Below are 21,542 nucleotides of genomic sequence, written 5' to 3'. Positions count from 1 at the left end.
GATCCCTGATCAAGTCAGGGATGACACAGCAAGGTAAGTTTATCGTTGAAAAATATTTACGTTTAAATCAATGGCATTGACGGTCATGGTCACGGTCAAGGTCACGGTGACGATTACGGCTACGGCTACGGTGACGATTACGATTACGATTGTTACTGTTACGATTATGACGATTATGGTATTTATTTGTGGAGTAAATTGTGGGGTATATATTTGTCATTTGCGCATATTTCCTTTGGGGAATATTGCCGCTGTTTTGGAAACAACTGGCGCATGTACCAGCCGCGGAGATTATATTTCACCGCATGTTGTGGTCGTTTGTTAGTATGGGAGTTTTACTCACGGCGTTGCGTAACTGGAAGTGGATTGCGTTGTTGCGTGAATCACCAAAGATGCTGTTGTGGGGATTTTTGTCTGCGGCGCTTATTGCTGGCAATTGGTTTATATTTATCTGGGCGGTGAACAATGGGTATATTGTGGAAGCTAGTTTGGGTTATTTTATCAATCCACTGTTGTCGATTGCTTTGGGAATCATTGTTTTAAAAGAAGGGGTGCGCCGCGTTCAGATATTTGCGATCATCGTTGCCGCTTTGGGAGTTTGTTATCTTACATTTGTCTACGGGCATTTTCCTGTCGTGGCCTTTGTGCTGGCGGCAACGTTTGGGATATACGGTTTGATCCGCAAAATGATACCGTTTGGTGCGTTGTCGGGACTTTTTGTGGAAACGGCGTTTATGTTTTTACCGGCGGTGTTTTGTTTAGTGCATCTCGAATCTTCGGGGAACGGTACTTTTTCCGACAGTTCGTTTTCGACACAAGCACTACTACTCATCACCGGTGTCGCTACGATCACACCGTTATTGTTTTTTGCGGCGGGTGTGCGGAAGATTCCGCTGTATACGGTGGGGTTTTTGCACTATATTGCTCCGACGTTGCAGTTCTTGATTGGAGTGTTTGTCTACAACGAAAAATTTTCTTTTTCGCAACTGGTTGGCTTTTGTTTTATTTGGTTGGCGATTGTGATTTTTTGTGTGGAAAGTTATGTGTTTTACAAAAATAACAAGGCTGTCATGGTCGGTTTATCTCCAGCGACAGACGATTCAGCTTGATTTTTTCGCTTAGGTTGTGTATGATTCCTGTGTCGGCTTACCAGTATACATACGATCTGGGGAAAACTTATGGAAACGATCTTAGTTGTGGAAGACGATCCCGCCATTTTGCTTGGCTTAACCAAAAACTTGCAATTTGAGGGATTCAATGTTTTATGTGCAGAAGATGGCGAAGAAGCTTTGGAAATTATTTTCAATAAACCCATTGATTTGCTCCTTCTTGACGTTATGTTACCAAAGCTCAATGGTTTTGAAGTTTGTAAAACGGTGCGCAAAAAAAATCTCGGTGTGCCCATTATTATGTTAACTGCGAAAGACAAAGAGATAGACAAAATTATGGGTTTGGATTTGGGAGCGGACGATTACATTGCAAAGCCATTTTCAGTGCGCGAGCTTATTGCACGGATCAATGCGGTGTTGCGACGCAAAAGAAAATATGAAGACAAGGCCAACGACGTTTTGCTGTTTGGAAACATCAAGGTAAATTTTCAAGGACGTACGGTTCACAAGGACGATGAAAGGGTCGATTTATCTCCCAAGGAATTTGACGTTCTAAAACTCTTGGTGCAAAACAAAGGCAAAGTGCTCTCACGGGAAGAAATTCTTAACAAAGTGTGGGGCTACGATTATTTTGGTACGGCGCGCACGGTAGACAATTTTATCAATAAATTGCGACAAAAAATAGAAGAAGAAGTTACACAGCCTTTGTATATACTTACCGTACGCGGTATTGGTTATAAATTTCAAATACCGGAATAGAATTTTCGATGAAGAAAGTCATATTTGTCGCCGATTTACACATTGATATTGGTGAAACGAAGCGTTTACAAGCTTTTGAAAAATTTCTTGCCACAGAACAGGCCCCGATTTATATCATGGGTGATCTGTTCAACTTTTGGGCGGGAAATGCCCAGGGAAACCTGGGATATGTGCGCCATTTTTTGCGCTTTTTACGCCGTATATGTGCCAAGAAACAAATTTTCTTTCTCGCGGGAAACCGCGATTTTTTATTTGTTCCGTTTTTCGCAAAGCGTTTAAAAGGCAACACCATTGAAGATGGATACACGCTTACATTGGGAAAACATCGTGTGGTGTTATACCACGGTGATGCTCTGTGCACCGGAGACAAGAGTTACTTGGAAATGAAAAAGTGGCTACAGAGTGATCTTATATACTACATATCGCGTTTTATGCCCAGCAATGTGTGTGTGAAAATCGGGCAAAAGTTTCGCCAAACCAGCCAAAAAGCCATTCGCAAAAAAGCCCAAAAGGACATGGGCCTCAATTTTCAATTCATTCTCGATATTCTCGACGATTTAAACCAAGATGTGATGATTTGCGGTCATACACATAAGCCACAGTTTAAAGTATTGCGCGAAGAAAAAGATAACGACAAAGAACTTTATGTGCTCCCCGAGTGCAAAGAACAATGTATCTCTTATTTAGAGTGGTCGGACAATCAATTCACTTACAAAGAAAAAAATTATGACTAATCAGCCTTATGGTTTTATCAGAACAGCGGCGGCAAGTCCGAAGTTAAAAGTGGCGGATATCACGTATAATACACAACAAATCATCCAAACAATTCACGAAGCCCACGCACAAAAATGCCAAATTGTCGTTTTCCCCGAATTGTGCATCACCGGCTACACTTGTGGAGACTTGTTTTACCAAGATCTTCTCATCGCAAAATCGCGACAAGCGGTGAATATCATTGCCCAACAAACAAAAGATCTCGATATGTTTATTGTTTTGGGATTGCCTGTTTTGGTACAGAGCAAACTGTTCAATTGTGCTGTGGCTGTACTCGGCGGTGAGGTATTGGGGGTGGTGCCCAAGACGCATTTGCCCAACACCAACGAATTTTATGAAAAAAGGTGGTTTTGCTCGGCGAATGACAATGTCTATGACACTGTGTATTGGGAAGACAAGGCCGTTCCTTTTGGAACAGACTTATTGTTTTGTGCGACCAATTTTCGCGAATGTATCATTGGCATGGAAATATGTGAAGATTTGTGGGCGGTTGCTCCACCAAGTGGAGACATGGCCATAAATGGGGCAACGATTATTTGCAATGGTTCGGCCAGCAATGAGTACATTGAAAAAGTAGACTTTCGCAAATCGCTAGTGGCGATGCAGTCGGCGCGTTGTCTGTGTACATACTTGTATGCCTCATGTGGCCCAGGAGAATCGAGTACGGACTTGGTATATTCTGGGCATTCGATGATCGCCGAAGCCGGAGCCATCGTAAAAGAGTCGGCGCGTTTTCGCAGCGAGGGTAGCATCACCGTTGCCGATGTCGACTTACAAAAAATAGTTTGCCAACGCCTGAAAAACAGTACGTTTTTCACCAGCAACTCTCCGAAAAAAAGACGTCGGGTCGCATTTTCCTTTGCCACGATCACCAATCCACAAACGTTAGAACGCCCGCTGTCGCGCTTTCCATTTATTCCGGCGGACAACAAAGAAGACGCGTACTATGAAATTCTCGAATTACAATCCATTGCCCTGGCCAAGAGAGTGGAGCATATTGGCAGATGCAAGCTGGTAATTGGAGTTTCTGGTGGATTGGATTCAACACTGGCACTTATTGTATGCGCAAAAGCTTTTAAACGTTTGAATAGAGATCCCAAAGATATCGTGGCTATTACCATGCCTGGTATGGGAACAACCACGCAAACAAAAGGTAACGCCGAAAGGTTATCGGAGAGTTTACAAGTGACGCTGCGCACCATTGCCATTGAAAAAGCGGTCATGCAGCATTTTGCCGATATAGACCACGATCCACAGCAACACAATATCACCTACGAAAATGCCCAAGCGCGCGAACGAACACAGATATTGATGGATGTCGCGAACCAAGTTGGTGGATTTGTCGTCGGCACCGGAGATCTCTCGGAGTTAGCTCTGGGTTGGTGTACATATAATGCCGACCATATGTCGATGTACTCGGTAAATGTGGGAATACCCAAAACACTCATCCAGCATTTGATCCGCTGGTATGCAACAACCGTAGACGACACTCTAAAAGAGATTCTAGAGGACATCGCCAACACTCCGATTTCTCCAGAATTACTCCCTCACGACAACGATGAGATCCAACAAAAAACCGAAGACAAGGTTGGCCCATATATCCTCCACGATTTTTTTCTGTACCATCACCTATATTTCCAGTTTTCTCCGCAGAAAATCTTCTATTTGGCGGAACAAACCTTTCGCGAAGAATACCGCAGTGAAGAAATCCGCAAGTGGATACAGATATTCTACAAACGCTTTTTCCAACAACAATTCAAGCGTTCGTGTTTACCCGACGGACCAAAGGTCCTCGCCGTTTCACTCTCTCCACGAGGTGATTGGCGCATGCCGAGTGATGCTGTGGGAAACCTGTGGCTGGAGGACTGCTTGTAGGCATCAGCAATAAAAGAAAGGCGCAAGTCATCGAAAAGACATTGGTAAGTAGACAGACATTAAAAGAGGTCAAATCGAACAGCCATTACGCCGGGTGCACGTTTTATCTCGACGATAACTATTCCATTGAAAACACCTCTTTCGACAATTGTAGTTTCCGCAGCGACGCGATATTTGGCAATTTGCCGGATTGTACTTTTGAGAATTGCAACTTTTCTGCGACGTTTGTGCTACACTTATCCGGAAGGTATCTGTCGGCAATACCAGAGTATGTTTTTTCTTTGCGAGATTTAACCCATTTGCTGGTATTTAGCAATAACATAAGCTGTATCCCTGATGAAATAGGTAATTTGCAGAACCTGGAATATTTAGATGCCGATCATAATCAAATAGAAAGTGTATCGCGTGAAATACAGCAACTGCGCAAATTATCTATGTTGCACTTGTCGGGAAATAAAATAGGACGTTTACCGATGCAAATAGGGCAGTTACAAAATTTAAGGTACCTATCGCTTTCTCACAATACGATAGATAAAATTCCATGTGAAATAGGGCATCTTACTGCGCTGACACTTTTGGATATTTCACACAATTCGATTAAAAGTATTCCTGAACAAAGCGAACGTTTGCAGAGTCTGAATCTTTTGTCTTTATACGGTAATAATATTACCAATGTGCCTAAAGAAATATGGGAGAAATATCCACAGGAACATAAGGAAAGTGGAGGACGGCCGGTATTTAATAAATACCATAACGAGAATGTCAAAAGTGGTGCTCTTCCACCAGAGGTGGGAGAGTTGCAAAATCTTGTCGAATTACACTTGAGTGGTAACTATATCTGTGAAATTCCTAACGAAATAGGGATGTTGAGAAATTTAAATGAATTGCATCTGGCGTACAATGAAATTTCTTCTATCCCCAGTGAAATAGGTCAATTGCAAAATTTACGTGAGCTGTGGTTAAATAACAATGAGATAGAGGAGTTGCCGAAGGGGATCGCAAAACTAGAAAATTTGAAACAGCTTCATTTGCCAACGGACTAAGTGTTCGGTTTTAGATTTCTCGACGCAAATAATCCGCAATGGTATTGGGCAGGGTGCAATTTTCTATTTCTTCTATGGTTTTGTTGATGTCGTACTCCACACGAATCCACTGTAGCGTTTGGTCATTAAGAATAGCATAGCACGCATGATTGTTGCGATCTTGTGGTTTGCCTACTGATCCAACATCTATGATTTGTTTACTGGTAGGCGAAAGATAAAACAGGTTATTTATATCTGCGGCATAGTGATACTGATATTCTTCCGTAAAAACTCCCGGAACATGCGATCCGCCACAAAAAAAAACGTTGTAATTTGAAAAGTGACTCATTGTGTATTTTAGTTGTATGAAACTCAAAGGCACAGCATAGCCATTATTGGGAGATGCATTATGAGCATACAAACATCTATCGCGATATACTTTTTGCTTTGCGTTAGCTATCACATCCCAAAGCTCATTGTTTTGTGTTTCAGGGTATGATTCTGAATATAATTGATTGCGTATCCATTCAATTGTTATCTCCAAAACTCCAGGTGTGGAAGAAAGCGATTGACGCATTATGTTTTCTTCAAAATCACCACGCAAACAAAACTCACAGCGATCACGAACGATCTCAATGCACTCACGCGGATTGGGTCCATAACCGACCATATCTCCCAGGCAATATATGGTCTTTATATTGCGTTTGTCAATGTCTTCGATAACAGCTTGTAGCGCTTGTAGATTTCCATGAATAGAGGCGATAATGGCGATCAAAATTATTTCCTTTTGTTTGTAGGTTAAGTGATTCTCTCTCCGTATTGGTGCCCTCACCATCGCAATTGTGGGTTGATTTGATATTCGTGATTCTTTTTCCGTATTGGCGCTCTCACCATCGCAATTGTGGGTTGATTTGATATTCGTGATTCTTTTTCCGTATTGGTGCCCTCACCATCGAATTTGAGGTTTTAGCTTCGCTAAAAGCCTCAATTCTCATGCCTCTCCCACAGGGAGAGGCGTAACACGTCTGAATTTATTTATATTGTTTCCTTTGATGCATATCACAGACACAACCTCCATTAAATAGCGTATTACATCGCTACTTTTGTCCCGCAACTCAAGCGAATTTAGTTTTTAACAAAAGAGAAGCATTACACCTCTCCCCGTGGGAGAGGTATGAGAATAGCAGTTTACAGCTGTGCTGTAACTGCTAATTCGATGGTGAGGGCACCAATATGAAGACAAATCCCTCACCCAACCTAGTCGAATTCACTCAATATACGCAACGCATCCTCACAGTTCAAAATGGTTCGGGCATCGCGTTCGTATTCTAAATCACTAGGTGCCCCGCTTAACTTTAATACACGCGCAACGATGTCCTTGCGTTGTAGCCATACCTTTTTTTGTTGCGGTGCTAACTTGGCCAAATAGTCGATGTATTGGTTAATGAGCGACGTCTTGTTACTCTTTTTCAACGAACGAATCGCCATTGTCAAAGAGCGATAAAACAATTCACTCGTTAGGGTTTTAAACTGCGTTATCGTCAATTGATCTACCTTTTTCGCCTTCGCGAACAGCATCTTTCTTTGCAAAATTTTTTCCCACTTGATTTCATGTTTCACCTGCGCAGGTTTTTCTTTGAGTGCTTTTTGCGCTTGGCGCGCTATGTAGACCGCCAATAAATACCTATACGCAGCGCTACTGATGACCTTTCCATCCTCGGAGTATTTCTCTTCGTTGGATTCGAGGAAGATACTCGATATGCCAAATGTCACGGTGTCAAGCCCGTTGCGCCAACCACGTCGTTTTTGAATTTGCAGACTATTGAGGCTAGCGCTGTGTAGAAATCGCGCTTGGTTGGCATGCGCCAAGGCAATATTGAGTCGGTCTCTCATTTGAACCTCTTTATCTGCTTGTTTTGCCTCTGTAAACGCTTGTTGGGCGAGGTACAAGGGACGCGGCTCTTTATCTTGCTGTTTGTGGTTGCGAAAAATGTGTTGTTGTTTTAACACGGAAAATGTATGCGCGACAATGTCATGTGTTGTTTGCGCGTAAACAGTGGTAAACAACAATAGGATAAATAGCTTGTTCATTTTGTACCTCCTTAACATTCAACTAAGAGTTTTGGGGAACGCGTATGTCTTCAACCAATTCTTGGACTTCCGCTGGTGGCGGAGAGGTAAAATGCGAAACCGTGAAAGCGACGGCAAAATTTATTACCATTCCAATAGAACCGATGCCTTCGGGAGAAATTCCCAGTAGCCAATTTTCCGGAACGTTTGCGGCGATGGGGCTAATAAAAACACCTTTGAAATAGATAATATAACCCATGGTGAAGATAAGTCCACTGAGCATTCCGCTAATGGCCCCCCATTTGTTCATGCGTTTGCTGAAGATACCCAATAAAATTACGGGAAAAAGAGACGAGGCCGCCAAACCAAAAGCAAAGGCAACTACCTGTGCGACAAAAGCGGGGGGATGCAGTCCTAAATATCCGGCAATTCCTATGGCCACTCCGGCGGCGATTCTTCCGGCGAGAAGCTCGTTCTTTTCGCTAATTTGCGGCGTAAAGGTGCTTTTCAGTAAGTCGTGAGACACACTCACGGAGATCACTAGTAGCAATCCGGCAGCGGTGGATAGTGCCGCGGCGATTCCTCCGGCGGCGATTAAGGCGATTACCCAATTGGGGAGTCCGGCGATTTCGGGGTTCGCTAAAACCATGATGTCGCGGTCTACGTAGATTTCGTTGGCAAACGGTGCGTTTTTTGCTGTTTTGCCTTCGCTAGGATTTTTGACAATACGTTCACCGTGTTTACCGCGTTTGTCGCCGTCGAATTCGGGTTTTCCAGTGAAGGCATTTCCCGCGGCGTATTGTACGCGACCGTCGTTGTTGTGGTCGTACCATGCGATAAGTCCGGCATCTTCCCATGTTTTAAACCACTCGGGGATTTCTTTGTATGCGGTTCCTTGTTGTTCGGTACCATTTACGGTTTGAATCATGTTGGTGCGTGCTAAGGCTCCTACGGCAGGAGCTGTGGTGTAGAGAATCGCAATAAATACTAGTGCCCAACCAGCAGATGTGCGTGCATCGCGGACTTTGGGAACGGTAAAAAAACGTACAATGACGTGGGGTAGACCTGCGGTTCCGACCATTAGTGCTAGGGTGATGGCAAATACATCTATCATTGATTTGTCATTGAACGGTGTGGTGTAGGCGCCAAATCCTAGGTCGGTAAGGGACTGATCTAATTTGGCGAGCAAAGTTCCCGAGCCATCGAGTACTTCGGCCCCTAGTGCAATTTGCGGCAGCGCAGAACCAGTCGTTTGTAGCGCGATGAAAATCGCGGGAACTGTATAGGCGAAGATGAGGACACAGTACTGCGCAACTTGTGTATAAGTGATGCCCTTCATTCCGCCGAGAACCGCGTAGATAAATACAATTCCCATACCAATAAACAGCCCACTGTCAATGGAAACCTCTAAAAAGCGCGAGAAGACAATTCCCACACCACGCATTTGCCCGGCGACATACGTAAAGGAAATAAAGATGAGGCACACCACCGCAACTACGCGTGCTAACTGCGAGTAGTAACGGTCACCAATGAATTCGGGTACGGTGAATTTCCCAAATTTACGCAAGTAAGGAGCCAAAAGTGTGGCCAAGAGGACATATCCTCCGGTCCAGCCCATCAGATACATGCCTCCTTCGTAGCCTAAAAAGGCGATCAAACCGGCCATGGAAATGAAAGAGGCGGCTGACATCCAATCGGCGGCGGTGGCCATGCCGTTTGCGATAGGATGTACGTGTTTTCCGGCGACGTAAAATTCGCTGGTACTGCTTGCACGTGACCAAATGGCGATACCAATGTATAGGGCAAAACTCAAACCCACAACCCAATATGTCAATGTTTGTAATTCCATCATTCGCTCCTTTATTCTTCTTCGTAAACGCCAAATTGGTGATCTATGCGATTCATTTGCCATGAATAAAAGAAAATCAGAGCGACAAACACATAAATAGACCCTTGCTGTGAAAACCAAAACCCCAGTTTGTAGCCACCAAGGGAAAAACGATTTAAGGGTTCCACAAGTAAAATCGCAAACACAAAAGATACGAGAAACCATATAAATAGGCAAATTCCGATGAGTCGTAAGTTTGCTCTCCAATACGCATTTTTATTTTTCATGCTTGCTCCTTAGTGATTGAAAAAAGACTTACAAAGCCTTGTCATTCCCGCGTAAGCGGGAAACCAGCAATATAAAGTTAACTTGTAAGCGTCTGGATCCCTGATCAAGTCAGGGATGACACGCGAACTATGTCCTTCTTGCGTAAGCGGGAAACCAGCAATATAAAGATGAATTAAAAGCGCTGGATCCCTGATCAAGTCAGGGATGACACCATAAGGTTTTTACGCCTTAACTTGACACGATGGTGATTTTACTTTCATGGTCACAAAAAATATGAGACTTGAAATAAATAACATGGCAAATAGCAGCCATATGTAACTGACCCAACCAAAATGTTCGTAGACAATACCGGGAAAGTACGAGCCTGTTACCGCACCGCTGTAATAAAAGGCGACATAGGCGCCATTAACGAGCCCTTTGCTTTCTTGCCCCACTGAGTTGACAAAGCTCATTAAAATGGAGTGTACAAAGAACATCGAACCACAAAATGCGAATACAATGATAAATATGTATAGCGGTGTTGTCGTGAGAAGTAAAAGCAGCGAAGATAGAAAAATGACCAGGCCAATACATGCAATATTCACCACATTATAACGTTTTTGTAGACGTTGTGATAGAAAAGAAGTTACGATTCCCAGGGTGTAGCCGAGGTAGATGATGTGAATCCACGAAAATCCATCGAGTTCGCGGAGACGAAAGGGAATGTAGTTCATGACGCATGCGAAGACAAAACTAACACTGAAAATAGTGAGCAAAATTTCGCGATAGATGGGGCTGATGAGAATTTTGAAAATATCACTGAGGTAGATCTTATTCGCAGGTTTGGTCGGTTTTTGCTGTAAGCGTAGGGTGAAACACTGCATAATAATCAAACTGGCGCTCAAAAAGAAATAAATAGCATTTAAGTGCACATGTGTCGCCAGGAAACTCGAAAGCAATCTTCCGCCAAGCCCACCGACAATGGTTCCAATGACGTATAAAGACATGTACTGCGGAATTTTTTCAGGTATTGTGGTTTGTGAAATATAGGTAACTGTTGAGGTAAGAATTCCCGGGATAAAAAAGCCTTGTAGCAAACGAATGAGGAGAAGATAGGTAAAATTATCTCCCAATGTGAATAGAAACGTCGAAAAGGCCAGACCCCATAGCGAAAATTTTAAAACGCGAATAGGTGAAATGTACTCGCTGATAATACCATAGATAAGTGGGAAAAAACTCAACGGGATTAGGGCGAATGTTGTGAGCAAAGCTGTCTGTGACAAACTAATTTTGTAGATGTCGCTGTATATAGGTAGCAAAGGTTGTGGGCAGTACAGTGTGCCTAGGGTGAATGCTGAAAGAAAGAATATCAACGATGCGGATATTTGTGGCATAAGATCCCTCTTCAGATGGAAAGTGATAGTTTTTCACGGATATTAGCATATTTTTTGCGTTTTTTCTAGGGCATGCCTATTTAAAATTTTGCGGCATTGGTGTATAATCTGGCAACTTTTGACTGGCTGCCTAGCTTGCATAAGTAAGCGTTTCCTGAAGTGGTCCAAGACTACGAGAGTTGCCGGTATCTGGCAAGTAAGGAGAAGGCTTTTTGTATATAAGATGACGCTGAGGTACGAAAACTTGGGGAGCAAACCGGGTTAGGTACGTTGCATGGTTGTCGTTAGCTCGTGCCGCGAAAGAAAAATATCTGAACCTTACTGCTCTGATTTCTAGTATAGAGCTAATCGCGTTTTTCTAAGACATGATAAATTTTGTACGAGGATGAGTGGCCATACTTGAGTGTCTATCACTAATTTTTTGCGCAGTTAAAAAGTGAATCATCGATTCCGCCCTCAGGGCGGTTTTTTTATGGGAAAATTTATTTATTGAACATCTGACTCAAGTATTGTTTTATACGTTGGTTTTCCGCTTCTAATTGAGTTATTTTGTTGTTCATTCCCGTGAGTGTAACGTTAAGAGCCTGAGTGAGGTTTTCTTGCTTTTGCTCTAAAATGGCTAGTTTTTTGGCGATGTTGTCTAATTTTGCTTCCCACATGCTCAAGCGAGCGTCAGCGACGTCTGTTTGTGGACCGCTTGTTGTGACGGTTGCTGGTGTGTAAGTATTATATATTGGTTGTAGTTCATTGATGAGTTCTGCGTAGTTCGCAAAGCGTTCATTGGGGTTTTTGTGTAACATTTTTAGTAGGATCGGCTGTGCACTGTATTCTTCCAGAGATAATTGTGTCACGTCAAAGTCGAAAATATCCTCAACACTCTCTATCGGCAGTTTGTTTTGTAACATATATAAGAAAATAAGACCTAGGGAATACATGTCACTTTGAATAGAGTAATCAAAGTGCTCTGAGCAAATTTCTGGAGCGGTAAACAACATACTGCCCTTTACTCCACCGTGCGAAGTAATGGTGGTTACGTCGGCATTTTTGATGGATTGTAGGTTGCAAATTTTTGGTTGTAGGTCGCGTGTTAGATATATGTTGTCTGGGGAGAGATCGCGGTGTATTATCTCAAATTGCGTGTACAAAGCATCTAGACCTTGGGCAATTTGTAGGGTGATGCGCGTGGCGATTTCTTGTGGAATTTTGTGTTGCGTCATGTACTCTTCGAGGGTAGAACCAGCGGTTCCTTCCATAATATAAAACCGCGGACCCATACCGTGTTCTACATAAAGAATGCGCGGAATGCACGGGTGGGCAAACGAAGACATTTTTTTGGCAATACGGCACTCACGGCGAAATTCGTTGGTGATAAAAATATCTTGCGCACCATCCAGAGTCAGCGCTTTTATAAAGACAAATTGTTGAATATCCTGGTTTTTCGCAAATAAAATTTTGTAGTATTTGTGCGATTTGATCACTTTTTGGATATCAAATTGTTTTGGAATAAAGGCTAATTCTTTTGCGGTCAAGGATAACTCCTATCAAAAAATAACGGAAAATTGGTTCCATCGAGTGCGCATCCATTCTAATTTGAGACTAAGAAGATGCTGAAGAATATGCTTTTAATGAAAATTTCCATGCCCAGCGCAGTACAAAAAACATAAGCATTGTAGTGATTAGTATATGAAGCAAGACAGAGAGTTGAAAATCTTCAAATAACAAACGTGCTGGAAATGAGCACATCAAACAAAAAGGCAGTACAGTGGTAAAGACTGTACGCGTAGCGCCATGAAAAATACCATCGGGTCTTTCGTGGACCAAGCATAGATGACGAAACAGGCTATCAAAACCTCGGGCAGAATGCGTCCAGAAAACGCCGATGAGAAATAACATGTGTACCATGTAATATATAAAAGTACCATTTACTACTAATAACACAAATAGCAATATTTTCCACCAAATAAGTGGCTGCGAGTAGCTAGAAATTGCCCAAATCATAATGCCAATGGCAATGAAAACGTTACACAGCGAATTGGCCGCAAATTCGCGTACGCTCAAAAAAAATAGACTGGATACCGGACGCACTAAGTAATAGTCCAAGTCTCCGCGATTGACAAAAATGGGAAACCACCACAAATTGGTAGAGAAAATCGTCATTTGTAATGCATCGACGAGAATATAAGCGGCGACAAAAATCATCGCTTGTTCTTCGTTCCAGCCTCCTAGAGTGGATGTGTGCAAAAACAGCACTTGGTAAAAAGCGATGTTGATGGCATAAAAAAAACAATCCATGACAATACGGAAAAAAAAATCGACACGAAACTCCATTGCTTTACTGAATGAAAAACGCAAAAAGTGTAGATACAGTCGAAAATAGCGTGTCAAATTCCCACTCCTGAGTATTGGCGTAAGCCTTTTTTCCAAACGACAGCAAATATTATATTAAAAAATACGCTCCAAGCAAAAACAATAAATGTCGCTTTGTAAGTTTGCGCGTATGTGACTTTGTTCAAGAAAATTTCACTACTAAAAGAAATTAGATAGGGAAAAGGGAGTGTATATAAAATTTTTTGCGCCCACTCGGGGAATAATACTAAGGGGAGTAGTGCACCGCCAAGTAATCCACTAATAAAGCGTAGCATCACCAGCAAACTCCATACATTGTCGGCCCAAAACGACACAATTTCAATCACCGCAGCAATCGAAAAATGTAAGTAACAAGATAGTAACAAAAAAAGAAAGCACATTAGTACCCGGTCATAGGTGATGGTGATTTCCACAGGAAGTCCAAAAACGCAGGCAAAAAATACGATGGCAAAGATAAGTTGTATAAAATACATGAAAGAATGCGCTAGATGACATACGAATTTATATAAAAAGAAAGGTATCGGGTAAACGAGATAACGAGAAAGTTCCCCCTGATAAATTTCTCGGGAAATTTGTCCGATATCCTGGCCACGTATTATCTTTGCCACAGAAGCAGTAATCAGATAGTACAACATCAATGCGTGGAAACTGTAGTCGCCGATGGAATCAATGCCTTTTTGTGCAAAGATAGAACTCCACAAGAAGTAAGAAATTCCCACCCATACGACAATGTACGCAATAAACTGCGTCCAAAAATCAATGCGGTAAGAAAATATCTTACGCATTTCAAGGGTAAATACTTGTAAGGTCCACAATTTTACATTTCTCCTCGAAATAGGGCTTCAATCACGTCTTCGATGGCTTGTTCTTCAATGGTCAAGTCTGCGACAGGTAATGATTGCAATAAACTGTTTACCGAAGGTGCTACTTGATCACGAGGAATTTTGATTTTTAGAAATTGTGGTTCGGCAGCAACGATTTCGTGGGGAATATTCGGCGGTGAAATTTCTTTTTCGAGGTGTAGAGATACTATTTTGTGTTTTGTGTAGGTATTGACGATATTTTGCAAAGGACCGTCATAAATGAACTCTCCCTCGCGAATAATGATAATGCGTTTGCAAAGAGCCTTAATATCTTCCATGTAATGTGAAGTTAAGATCATTGCCGGTTGGTGTTGCGAGCGATATTGTAAAATAAAATCGCGTATGGCTTTTTGTGCGGTAAAATCAAGTCCGATGGTTGGCTCATCTAGAAATACAACGCGCGGCTCGTGTAGAAGAGCCGCGATAAGTTCCATTTTCATTCTCTCGCCTAGACTGAGGCGACGAATTTGAATATTGAGTTGTTCGGTAATTCCCAGAGTTTCGCTTAAGAAATTGAGCTTGTCATGAAATTTTTGTCGCGGAATAGAATAGATTTCGCGAAGTAAAAGAAAACAATCTTCGGCAGGTAAATCCCACCATAGTTGTGCTTTCTGTCCCATGATCAGTGCAATTTGTCTACGGAACTCGTTTTTTCTTTCCCAAGGAACGTGGCCCAAAATTTTGACGTCTCCGTCACTAGGATAGACAATGCCCGCCAATGTTTTTACTAACGTTGTTTTTCCCGCACCGTTTGCCCCGAGAAGACCGACAATTTCTCCCGGTTCTACGTTAAAAGAGACGCCTTTTAGAGCGTGTTTTTCTACCCAGTTGCGTACAAATAGAGAACGCATGGACCCCAACAGACCAGGTTTTTTCACGTGAACGCGAAAACTTTTTTTGAGATTACGCACTTCAATCATGGTTGACCTTCAATTCAATTTGTCCTTCGCCGTAGTATATGTATGAGGGTAAAGTAAAATTGCGTAGCGAATATAAACTATCGAGATCTATGCGTGTAATATTTTTGTGTGCACAAGCAAACATCGCACCACAAGCAATAGAGATTGGCCCCTCCATCATACATCCCAACATACACTCTATGCCTGCACTTTCTGCGGCGTGTAGAATTTTTGTTGCGGGAAAAATACCGCCACACTTCAGTAATTTTATATTGATCAAATCCGCGGCGTCTTCTCGTATAACACGCATGGCATCGCTGTAGCTAAAAATACTTTCGTCGGCCATGATGGGTATGTCAACGCGATTTTTGATCCACTTTAATCCCTCGATATCATGTGCAACAACAGGTTGTTCGACAAAGTCAATGTTGGGGATTTCTTGTAAGGCACGAATGGCCGTTACCGCGTCGCGTTTTTTCCACCCTTGGTTGGCATCAATACCAAGTCGAACGCTGTTACCTACTGTTTTATAAATTTGGCGAATTGCTTCGATATCGTGGCGAAAATCTTTGCCTGCCTTGATTTTTAATGAGGAAAAATGATTGTTTACCGCTTCCTGAGCGTCGCAGCACATTTGTTCTATTTCCCCCAAACTAACCGTCATGTGAGTAGAAAGTTTGGTGCGATAAACACCAAGATATTTGTATAAAGGTATCTGTAGAGATTTACAATATAAATCGTATACGGCCATATCAACAGCAGCTTTTGCACTGTAGTTTTTGGGAATACTTGTGGTAATGCTGTGTAAAATTTGCTGGACGTTCAGGAGTGAACTACCCGCAATACTGGGAAATATATAATCTTGTATTGCGGCACAAATGGAAGAAGTTGTTTCTCCTGTTACTTTCGCTGCGGCACTTGTTGTTCCTCTGCCAATCGTATCTTCATTCGTGCTAATTTCTACTTCAATAAGTGGTATTTCTGTTGCGGTACGTAGTGCGGTGCGAAAAACTTTTTTTAGTGGCAGTTTTTTGTGAACTATTTTTACGTCTTTAATTTGCATGTTTTTATCTCAGGTTTGTAATAATATTCTTTAAAGCGTATGGGGTATCGTCTTCTAGCAATGAATCATTTAAACTGTGGTCTCCGCCAGGGATCACTTGTAAAATTCCCCCCGCTTTTTCGATAAATTCTTGACTATCCTCAAGGGGCACTGTTTGGTCTTTTTCACCGTGAACAATGTAGATCTGATCACTGTGTTGTTTTGCCATTTCGCACATATTTAACCATTTTTTTTCGCTAGGATCTATTTTATTGAGAATCATTTTTACCGGCGGGGCAATGAGTATTACTGGACAGCTATGTGCATTTTGCGAAAGGCATATGAGTGCAACCAAACCTCCCCAGCTAGAGCCGACAACGATGTGTGGTTGAAACTCCTGCAGTGCGTTACTTTGTACGGTAACGCACTGTTGTAGAGATATGTCAAGAGCGCGTTGTATAAGGTGTTTTTTCACTGCGAGAAATACAAGGATACCAATAACAAAAGATACGATCGTGTGCGTGGTACTCATAAAGCAAGAGATCGTTACACAAAGGAGTAGTAACACAAACCACACGCGAAATAGCTTTGTTTTGCATATGTTGCGTAAAACACTGTGTTTTTTACGTACATTCAATAGAGACATTTGCATATCGGGTGTATAGGTGTTGGCAAAGTGACTATGGAGATAGTGGCTTTTTTTTCCCTGTAATCCCGATTCGAGTCCGTGCATGAAAATTACTTTACGATTTTCTGACAACAACATACCTCTCTTGTGAATTATCGCGCGGGTAGTATTAAACGAAAAGTGACTTGTGTGTGTTCCTTGGCATCGGACAACAAACGTGGTTTTTGTATTTTATTAAAAATAACATGTGCACTTTTTTTGCGATAAGTACTGTTGGTCCATTCCCAGGCGTTTCCCGAAAGATTTTTGGGTAATTTTTGTAATTGCGAATACGTTGGCAATTTGGCTCCGGCCCACCGTGCATACTCTTGGGCATCGCGAAAGGTAATTTCGGTGACGGCTTGGGCATTTTTTTGGGCGTTGTTGTAGTACATGCCGCGGAATGTTTCCCAGTACTGTGTGTTGGTAATGGGTTTTTCATATACCCAGAAAGATCCGACACGTGTCATCCACGCTCCATCTTTGGGATTTTGCTTGCGAACAATACGTGGAATAAGTTTGTTATTTTTGCGTTGGTCCTCTGTCGCATCGGCAACATCTTCCGCAACATCTTCTGCTGTTTTTAGCAGCAACAACGATGCTATGGCGGCCTCTTCTTCAGAATCTGGGTTTTCGCGAATGTTATTGCGCGAGCTCTTTTTCTTACGTTGTGCATAAGCAAGAGCGCGTTTTTTTCTTTCATTGTCTTCGCGTCTTTTCTTCTCAGCGGCTTCGCGTTTTTTCTTTTCTGCCATTTCGCGTTTTTTCTTGGCGGCGTAAGCGGCCAAAAGCCTTTTCTTTTTGAGCTGTTTCTTCTGCTGCACATACTCTTGAGCGGCCAAGTTGCGTTGCTTTTTATAGATAAGCGCATTTTTCTTTAGTATTTTGCGCTTGCGGACTGTTTTGGCCAAAACACTTTTAGAAATATCCATTTTTTTACTAATTTCACTGAGTTGCCTTTTGTACTGTACAATGTGTTTTTGATGGTTGAATACTTCGGAATTTATTTGTTTTTTGACTTGTATCAAGCGTTGCATTTTTTTAGACTCGACTTGTAGTCGTTCGTTGAATGCATGCAATTGTGAAGTATTTTCCATCGCAGATGTCAACTCTTGTAGTAGAGCGATTTTTTTGGCAATGTTTTTCGATACAACATCTACTTGCGATTTTTTTATAGACTGTTGGTGCTTTGCGATCGCAGCAACCATCTGCGTTTGTTGTTTTTGTAATTCGCGAATACCTTTGGTTAGCGTCAAAATTTCTCGGTCTACGCGCTCTATAGAACGTTGTGTCATGCTCAGGTTGGCATGAAAACGTTTTATTTTTGCTTTCGTTTGCTCTTGGGAAAAAGCGCTTACCATCAATAGAGCAAAGCATATACATTTTATTCGGACATTACGACTACACATTTTTTTCACCTTGTAAAGAAGGACCGATATAACATTTTTTCAGGTTTAAGATGCCCACATGCAGTAAATTTCGCAAATACAACTCTTTAAGCGAATATTACTATCTTAGCAATCATTGTTCAAATAGTAAAGCATTCTGTTAGATAAACAGCATCGAAACCTATTACAACATGGTTATTTGAAAATCATAGATCTATCAATACAAAGGAACGACAAGTGAATAAATCGATCGTAAAGTGGGTGGCACTGTTGTTATTTTTCTCGGGTGGATGCAGCCTATCATATCAAATTTTATGGCGTAAGTTACTGATTCCGGTGATGGGCGGTTCTACTTGGGCAACGACAACAATTCTTGCTACGTTCATGACTGGCCTTGCCCTTGGGAGCTTCTATTCCGAGAAAATTCGTACAAAGAATCCCCTGCGTGTATATGGTTATTTGGAATTGGCAATAGCTGTGTATAGTGTCGTTGCGCTATGGATTTTTCCATACGCTAGTTGGTTGCTCGCTCCACTATACTCTCTCATAGACGCCAACTTTATATTTTTTATCATTTTACAGTTCCTTGTGGCATTTTTATTATTTGTGATACCCAGCTTTTTAATGGGGATCACTCTACCAATGTTAGTGTTCCACTTCTCGCAGCAAAAAGACTTATTCGCCAACACTGCCACGCTATACGCGGCAAATACTTTTGGAGCTGCTTTGGGGGTTGTTTTTGCTACTTTCGTATTGTTACCATGGTGTGGAATCACATATAGTGCGTACATGACGAGTTTGTTGAGTGCAGGCATTGCGATGAGTGCTTTGCGTATGAGTCGCCATTCTCACTGTGAGGTTCCACAAAGCACCGCAGCGACATGGGTGCCAGACTCGCTTTGTCTATGGGCGTTTATGTGTGGGGCAATTGGACTGTTTTTAGAAATTAGTTGGACGCGAATACTCGTTGTTGTTTTTGGCTCTTCGACCTATGCGTTCTCTATTATCCTACTCTCTATATTGCTAAGTATTGCTCTTGGAAGCTGGTGGGTACGCAAATTTATTTTGCTGCAAGATAACTATCGTTCCTTTCTATATACCTTGTTGTGTGGCAACATACTATTTATTGCACTGAGTTTATATATCATTAACTTTTTACCAAATTTTTTTATGTCCCTGACATATTTATGCAACGAAAATTTAGTACTGTTTTTGATATTACAAGGCGTAACGACTGGGATTGTTATTTTTGTACCCATGACACTCCTCGGTATGCTTTTACCTGTGATCATAGAGGGTTACAAACTCAAAACACAAGCCACGAGTAAAGCCGTCACTTATGTTTATGGATATAATACCCTGGGGGCTATTTTCGGAAGTATGGGCGCAGGTTTTTTCTGCATACCTATTTTTGGTGTACATGCGTCGCTAAAGTTTTGTATATATCTAGGATGCGCAGTGCTATTACTGACTTTGCTAAAAGAAACTTCGCGACAAGTTCCGAAACTACTTTGTGTTGTTTTTACCGCATTGTTGGTATTTATTTCACCAACGATGAATGTTCAGGCATTTCATAAAAGTTTATTTCGCAAAGCGCTGGTGAAAAAAGAAAAGCTGAGCTATGATGCGAAATTGATCTACGCGGAAGATGGTATTAATAGCACGGTGACTGTATATCGCGATTTTTATCACACATCTTTAAACATCAATGGTAAAACAGATGCTTCGACGTCACAAGACCTAGATACGCAATATTTATTGGGTCATATACCGATGTTTTTAGCATCGCAAAGTAAGAATGTTTTTGTTCTTGGGTTGGGAAGTGGTGCTACTGTCCACGCCGTGGCCACGCATAAAGATGCGCAGGTAGACGTTGTGGAGATGGAGGAAGCGGTTATTACCGCAAGCGGTTATTTTAAAGCGATCAATGGCAATGTGACAAAAAATCCGCGTGTGAAAATTTATGTGGAAGATGCACGTACATTTTTAAAATACCGCGATAAAACCTATGATGTGATGATTTCTGAACCCTCTAATCCGTGGGTAGAAGGTTCGGGAAGCGTCTTTACCAAAGAGTTTTACGATATTGTCAACAGCAAGTTAAATCAGGGCGGAGTTTTTTGTCAGTGGATTCAAGGTTATGAAATTTCACGCCAAACATTTGATACCATCCTCGCAACGCTCAAAGCGACGTTTCCACACGTGGTGATTTTTCGTCAAGACTTTGATTTTTTGTGTATTGCTACGCGTGAACCTTTGAAGTTAACTTATAAGGAATTGCAAAACAAATTTGTAGGTAAAGAACTGCAAAAAACTCTGAAGCGTATTGGGATACACAATCCTGCTGAGTTGCTGTGTGGTTTGTATGGTTCACTGCCAGATGATACAGTGCACGTGCAAAAAATCAACAGAGATGACAATGTAATATTAGAGTACCGTGCCCCTCTTGAGATGTATCGCGGCATAAATTTTAAGCCACAGCGATTGAAAACGGCGGATTATTTTGCACGACTATGTACATACTTCTATAGTGACTTATCTGCTGATGAAGCGGTTGAAAAAGTTATTTTGGCTTTGCGTACTTTACAGCCTGAAGAGTGGCCGCGAATTAAAGAGTTGGCAAAATACTCGAAAAATCAGGCACACATGGAGGCAATTGCTTCGATAGCAGAACAACGCCACAAAATGTTGCAAAACAAAGATGAAATGGTTCGTGAAGCGGCAGTTCTTATCACGCAAGGTAAGGTACAACCAGCGCTATACAAATTAGAAGAAATTATTTCGCTTGATCCACTAGATCCAAGTGGATATCGGTTACTCGCGAAAATATACACGCGTTTGCAAAAAGTTCAGTTGGCGATGACGTGCTATGAACAGATTGTATGGCTCGCGCCCGAAGACTACGTTTCGCGTCTCAATGTCGGTTTACTAACGTACCAAAATGGAAAAAAAGAGGTTGCGGAACAACACATGCGCGAAACTTTTGAAATTTATCCGCAATATTTAGAGGGGCGTTTGGCGTGGATTGCGCTTTTTGTGAACAATAAAGAGTTCGATAAAGCAAAAGATTTTTATCGTAAATCGCTGGCAATGATCAACAAAAAAGATCGTGATGAGTTTAAAATGAAATATATCGCTTTGATGGAGAAAAAAGATAAGGAGAAAAAATAATGTATGGTACGGGAGGTAAAGAAGTTATTCAATCGAGTCTTTGGCAA

General features: G+C 41.8%; 19 protein-coding genes. 7 read left to right on the top strand and 12 right to left on the bottom strand.

Features of this window, described 5'->3' with window-relative positions:
• Positions 1–70 precede the first annotated feature (70 nt).
• The 6 genes from UABAM_RS33840 to UABAM_RS28405 all read left to right on the top strand — a co-directional run bounded on the left by UABAM_RS33840 (position 71) and on the right by UABAM_RS28405 (position 5,560).
• Positions 71–325, top strand: a complete 255-nt coding sequence (locus UABAM_RS33840; protein ID WP_229759453.1) for a hypothetical protein — start codon at positions 71–73, stop codon at positions 323–325.
• Positions 246–1,109: an EamA family transporter RarD gene (gene rarD, locus UABAM_RS28425; RefSeq protein WP_229759443.1), complete on the top strand. Its 864-nt coding sequence runs from the start codon at positions 246–248 to the stop codon at positions 1,107–1,109. Before UABAM_RS33840 ends, rarD begins: the two co-directional genes overlap by 80 nt.
• 69 nt (positions 1,110–1,178) lie before the next feature.
• Positions 1,179–1,868, top strand: a complete 690-nt coding sequence (locus UABAM_RS28420; protein ID WP_151971373.1) for a response regulator transcription factor — start codon at positions 1,179–1,181, stop codon at positions 1,866–1,868.
• An 8-nt stretch (positions 1,869–1,876) separates the two neighbouring features.
• The gene (locus tag UABAM_RS28415) at positions 1,877–2,602 is read left to right on the top strand and encodes a UDP-2,3-diacylglucosamine diphosphatase (protein ID WP_151971372.1); all 726 of its coding nucleotides are present in this window, start codon (positions 1,877–1,879) and stop codon (positions 2,600–2,602) included.
• Complete coding sequence (locus UABAM_RS28410; RefSeq protein WP_151971371.1) at positions 2,595–4,517, top strand: NAD(+) synthase; 1,923 nt, start codon at positions 2,595–2,597, stop codon at positions 4,515–4,517. Before UABAM_RS28415 ends, UABAM_RS28410 begins: the two co-directional genes overlap by 8 nt.
• Positions 4,496–5,560 carry a leucine-rich repeat domain-containing protein gene (locus tag UABAM_RS28405; RefSeq protein ID WP_151971370.1) on the top strand — a complete coding sequence of 355 codons (1,065 nt, stop codon included), beginning with the start codon at positions 4,496–4,498 and terminating at the stop codon, positions 5,558–5,560. Before UABAM_RS28410 ends, UABAM_RS28405 begins: the two co-directional genes overlap by 22 nt.
• A 10-nt stretch (positions 5,561–5,570) precedes the next feature.
• On the opposite strand, the gene UABAM_RS28400 is transcribed toward UABAM_RS28405, so the two are convergent.
• The 12 genes from UABAM_RS28400 to UABAM_RS28345 all read right to left on the bottom strand — a co-directional run bounded on the left by UABAM_RS28400 (position 5,571) and on the right by UABAM_RS28345 (position 18,345).
• Positions 5,571–6,314 carry a metallophosphoesterase family protein gene (locus UABAM_RS28400; RefSeq protein ID WP_173013627.1) on the bottom strand — a complete coding sequence of 248 codons (744 nt, stop codon included), beginning with the start codon at positions 6,312–6,314 and terminating at the stop codon, positions 5,571–5,573.
• Between the two features lie 482 nt (positions 6,315–6,796).
• The gene (locus UABAM_RS28395) at positions 6,797–7,630 is read right to left on the bottom strand and encodes a hypothetical protein (RefSeq protein ID WP_151971368.1); all 834 of its coding nucleotides are present in this window, start codon (positions 7,628–7,630) and stop codon (positions 6,797–6,799) included.
• Between the two features lie 22 nt (positions 7,631–7,652).
• Entirely contained in the window at positions 7,653–9,458 is a 1,806-nt protein-coding gene (locus UABAM_RS28390) for a sodium:solute symporter family protein (RefSeq protein WP_152022067.1), read from the bottom strand.
• Between the two features lie 11 nt (positions 9,459–9,469).
• Positions 9,470–9,724 carry a DUF4212 domain-containing protein gene (locus UABAM_RS28385; RefSeq protein WP_151971367.1) on the bottom strand — a complete coding sequence of 85 codons (255 nt, stop codon included), beginning with the start codon at positions 9,722–9,724 and terminating at the stop codon, positions 9,470–9,472.
• A gap of 222 nt (positions 9,725–9,946) precedes the next feature.
• Complete coding sequence (locus UABAM_RS28380) at positions 9,947–11,098, bottom strand: MFS transporter (protein WP_151971366.1); 1,152 nt, start codon at positions 11,096–11,098, stop codon at positions 9,947–9,949.
• Positions 11,099–11,580: 482 nt separating this feature from the next.
• Positions 11,581–12,627: a serine/threonine-protein kinase gene (locus UABAM_RS28375; protein WP_151971365.1), complete on the bottom strand. Its 1,047-nt coding sequence runs from the start codon at positions 12,625–12,627 to the stop codon at positions 11,581–11,583.
• A gap of 67 nt (positions 12,628–12,694) precedes the next feature.
• Positions 12,695–13,483 carry an ABC transporter permease gene (locus tag UABAM_RS28370; RefSeq protein ID WP_151971364.1) on the bottom strand — a complete coding sequence of 263 codons (789 nt, stop codon included), beginning with the start codon at positions 13,481–13,483 and terminating at the stop codon, positions 12,695–12,697.
• Positions 13,480–14,280, bottom strand: a complete 801-nt coding sequence (locus UABAM_RS28365) for an ABC transporter permease (protein WP_151971363.1) — start codon at positions 14,278–14,280, stop codon at positions 13,480–13,482. The genes UABAM_RS28370 and UABAM_RS28365 overlap by 4 nt, the downstream gene beginning before the upstream one ends.
• 2 nt (positions 14,281–14,282) lie before the next feature.
• A complete protein-coding gene (locus UABAM_RS28360) occupies positions 14,283–15,248 on the bottom strand; it encodes an ABC transporter ATP-binding protein (protein ID WP_151971362.1) in 966 nt (321 codons plus the stop codon).
• On the bottom strand, positions 15,241–16,290 hold the full coding sequence (locus tag UABAM_RS28355) for a dipeptide epimerase (RefSeq protein ID WP_151971361.1): 1,050 nt from the start codon (positions 16,288–16,290) through the stop codon (positions 15,241–15,243). The genes UABAM_RS28360 and UABAM_RS28355 overlap by 8 nt, the downstream gene beginning before the upstream one ends.
• A 4-nt stretch (positions 16,291–16,294) precedes the next feature.
• Positions 16,295–17,002, bottom strand: a complete 708-nt coding sequence (locus UABAM_RS28350) for an alpha/beta hydrolase (protein WP_173013626.1) — start codon at positions 17,000–17,002, stop codon at positions 16,295–16,297.
• A gap of 47 nt (positions 17,003–17,049) precedes the next feature.
• Positions 17,050–18,345, bottom strand: a complete 1,296-nt coding sequence (locus UABAM_RS28345) for an SUMF1/EgtB/PvdO family nonheme iron enzyme (RefSeq protein ID WP_151971359.1) — start codon at positions 18,343–18,345, stop codon at positions 17,050–17,052.
• Between the two features lie 216 nt (positions 18,346–18,561).
• On the opposite strand from UABAM_RS28345, the gene UABAM_RS28340 reads away from it, so the two are divergent.
• Positions 18,562–21,495, top strand: a complete 2,934-nt coding sequence (locus UABAM_RS28340) for a fused MFS/spermidine synthase (RefSeq protein ID WP_151971358.1) — start codon at positions 18,562–18,564, stop codon at positions 21,493–21,495.
• Positions 21,496–21,542 lie beyond the last annotated feature (47 nt).

Origin of the sequence: Candidatus Uabimicrobium amorphum (genome assembly GCF_009002475.1) — a bacterium.
GTDB lineage: Bacteria > Planctomycetota > Uabimicrobiia > Uabimicrobiales > Uabimicrobiaceae > Uabimicrobium > Uabimicrobium amorphum.
The sequence above is the reverse complement of the archived record's forward strand: the minus strand, read 5'-3'. Positions and strand labels throughout refer to the sequence as shown.

Excerpts from the sequence above, each read along its gene's own strand:
- UABAM_RS33840 (WP_229759453.1), top strand. The coding sequence starts at position 71 with ATGGCATTGACGGTCATGGTCACGGTCAAGGTCACGGTGACGATTACG.
- UABAM_RS28420 (WP_151971373.1), top strand. The coding sequence starts at position 1,179 with ATGGAAACGATCTTAGTTGTGGAAGACGATCCCGCCATTTTGCTTGGC.
- UABAM_RS28415 (WP_151971372.1), top strand. The coding sequence starts at position 1,877 with ATGAAGAAAGTCATATTTGTCGCCGATTTACACATTGATATTGGTGAA.
- UABAM_RS28410 (WP_151971371.1), top strand. The coding sequence starts at position 2,595 with ATGACTAATCAGCCTTATGGTTTTATCAGAACAGCGGCGGCAAGTCCG.
- UABAM_RS28395 (WP_151971368.1), bottom strand. The coding sequence starts at position 7,630 with ATGAACAAGCTATTTATCCTATTGTTGTTTACCACTGTTTACGCGCAA.
- UABAM_RS28390 (WP_152022067.1), bottom strand. The coding sequence starts at position 9,458 with ATGGAATTACAAACATTGACATATTGGGTTGTGGGTTTGAGTTTTGCC.
- UABAM_RS28385 (WP_151971367.1), bottom strand. The coding sequence starts at position 9,724 with ATGAAAAATAAAAATGCGTATTGGAGAGCAAACTTACGACTCATCGGA.
- UABAM_RS28380 (WP_151971366.1), bottom strand. The coding sequence starts at position 11,098 with ATGCCACAAATATCCGCATCGTTGATATTCTTTCTTTCAGCATTCACC.
- UABAM_RS28360 (WP_151971362.1), bottom strand. The coding sequence starts at position 15,248 with ATGATTGAAGTGCGTAATCTCAAAAAAAGTTTTCGCGTTCACGTGAAA.
- UABAM_RS28355 (WP_151971361.1), bottom strand. The coding sequence starts at position 16,290 with ATGCAAATTAAAGACGTAAAAATAGTTCACAAAAAACTGCCACTAAAA.
- UABAM_RS28350 (WP_173013626.1), bottom strand. The coding sequence starts at position 17,002 with ATGCACGGACTCGAATCGGGATTACAGGGAAAAAAAAGCCACTATCTC.
- UABAM_RS28345 (WP_151971359.1), bottom strand. The coding sequence starts at position 18,345 with ATGTGTAGTCGTAATGTCCGAATAAAATGTATATGCTTTGCTCTATTG.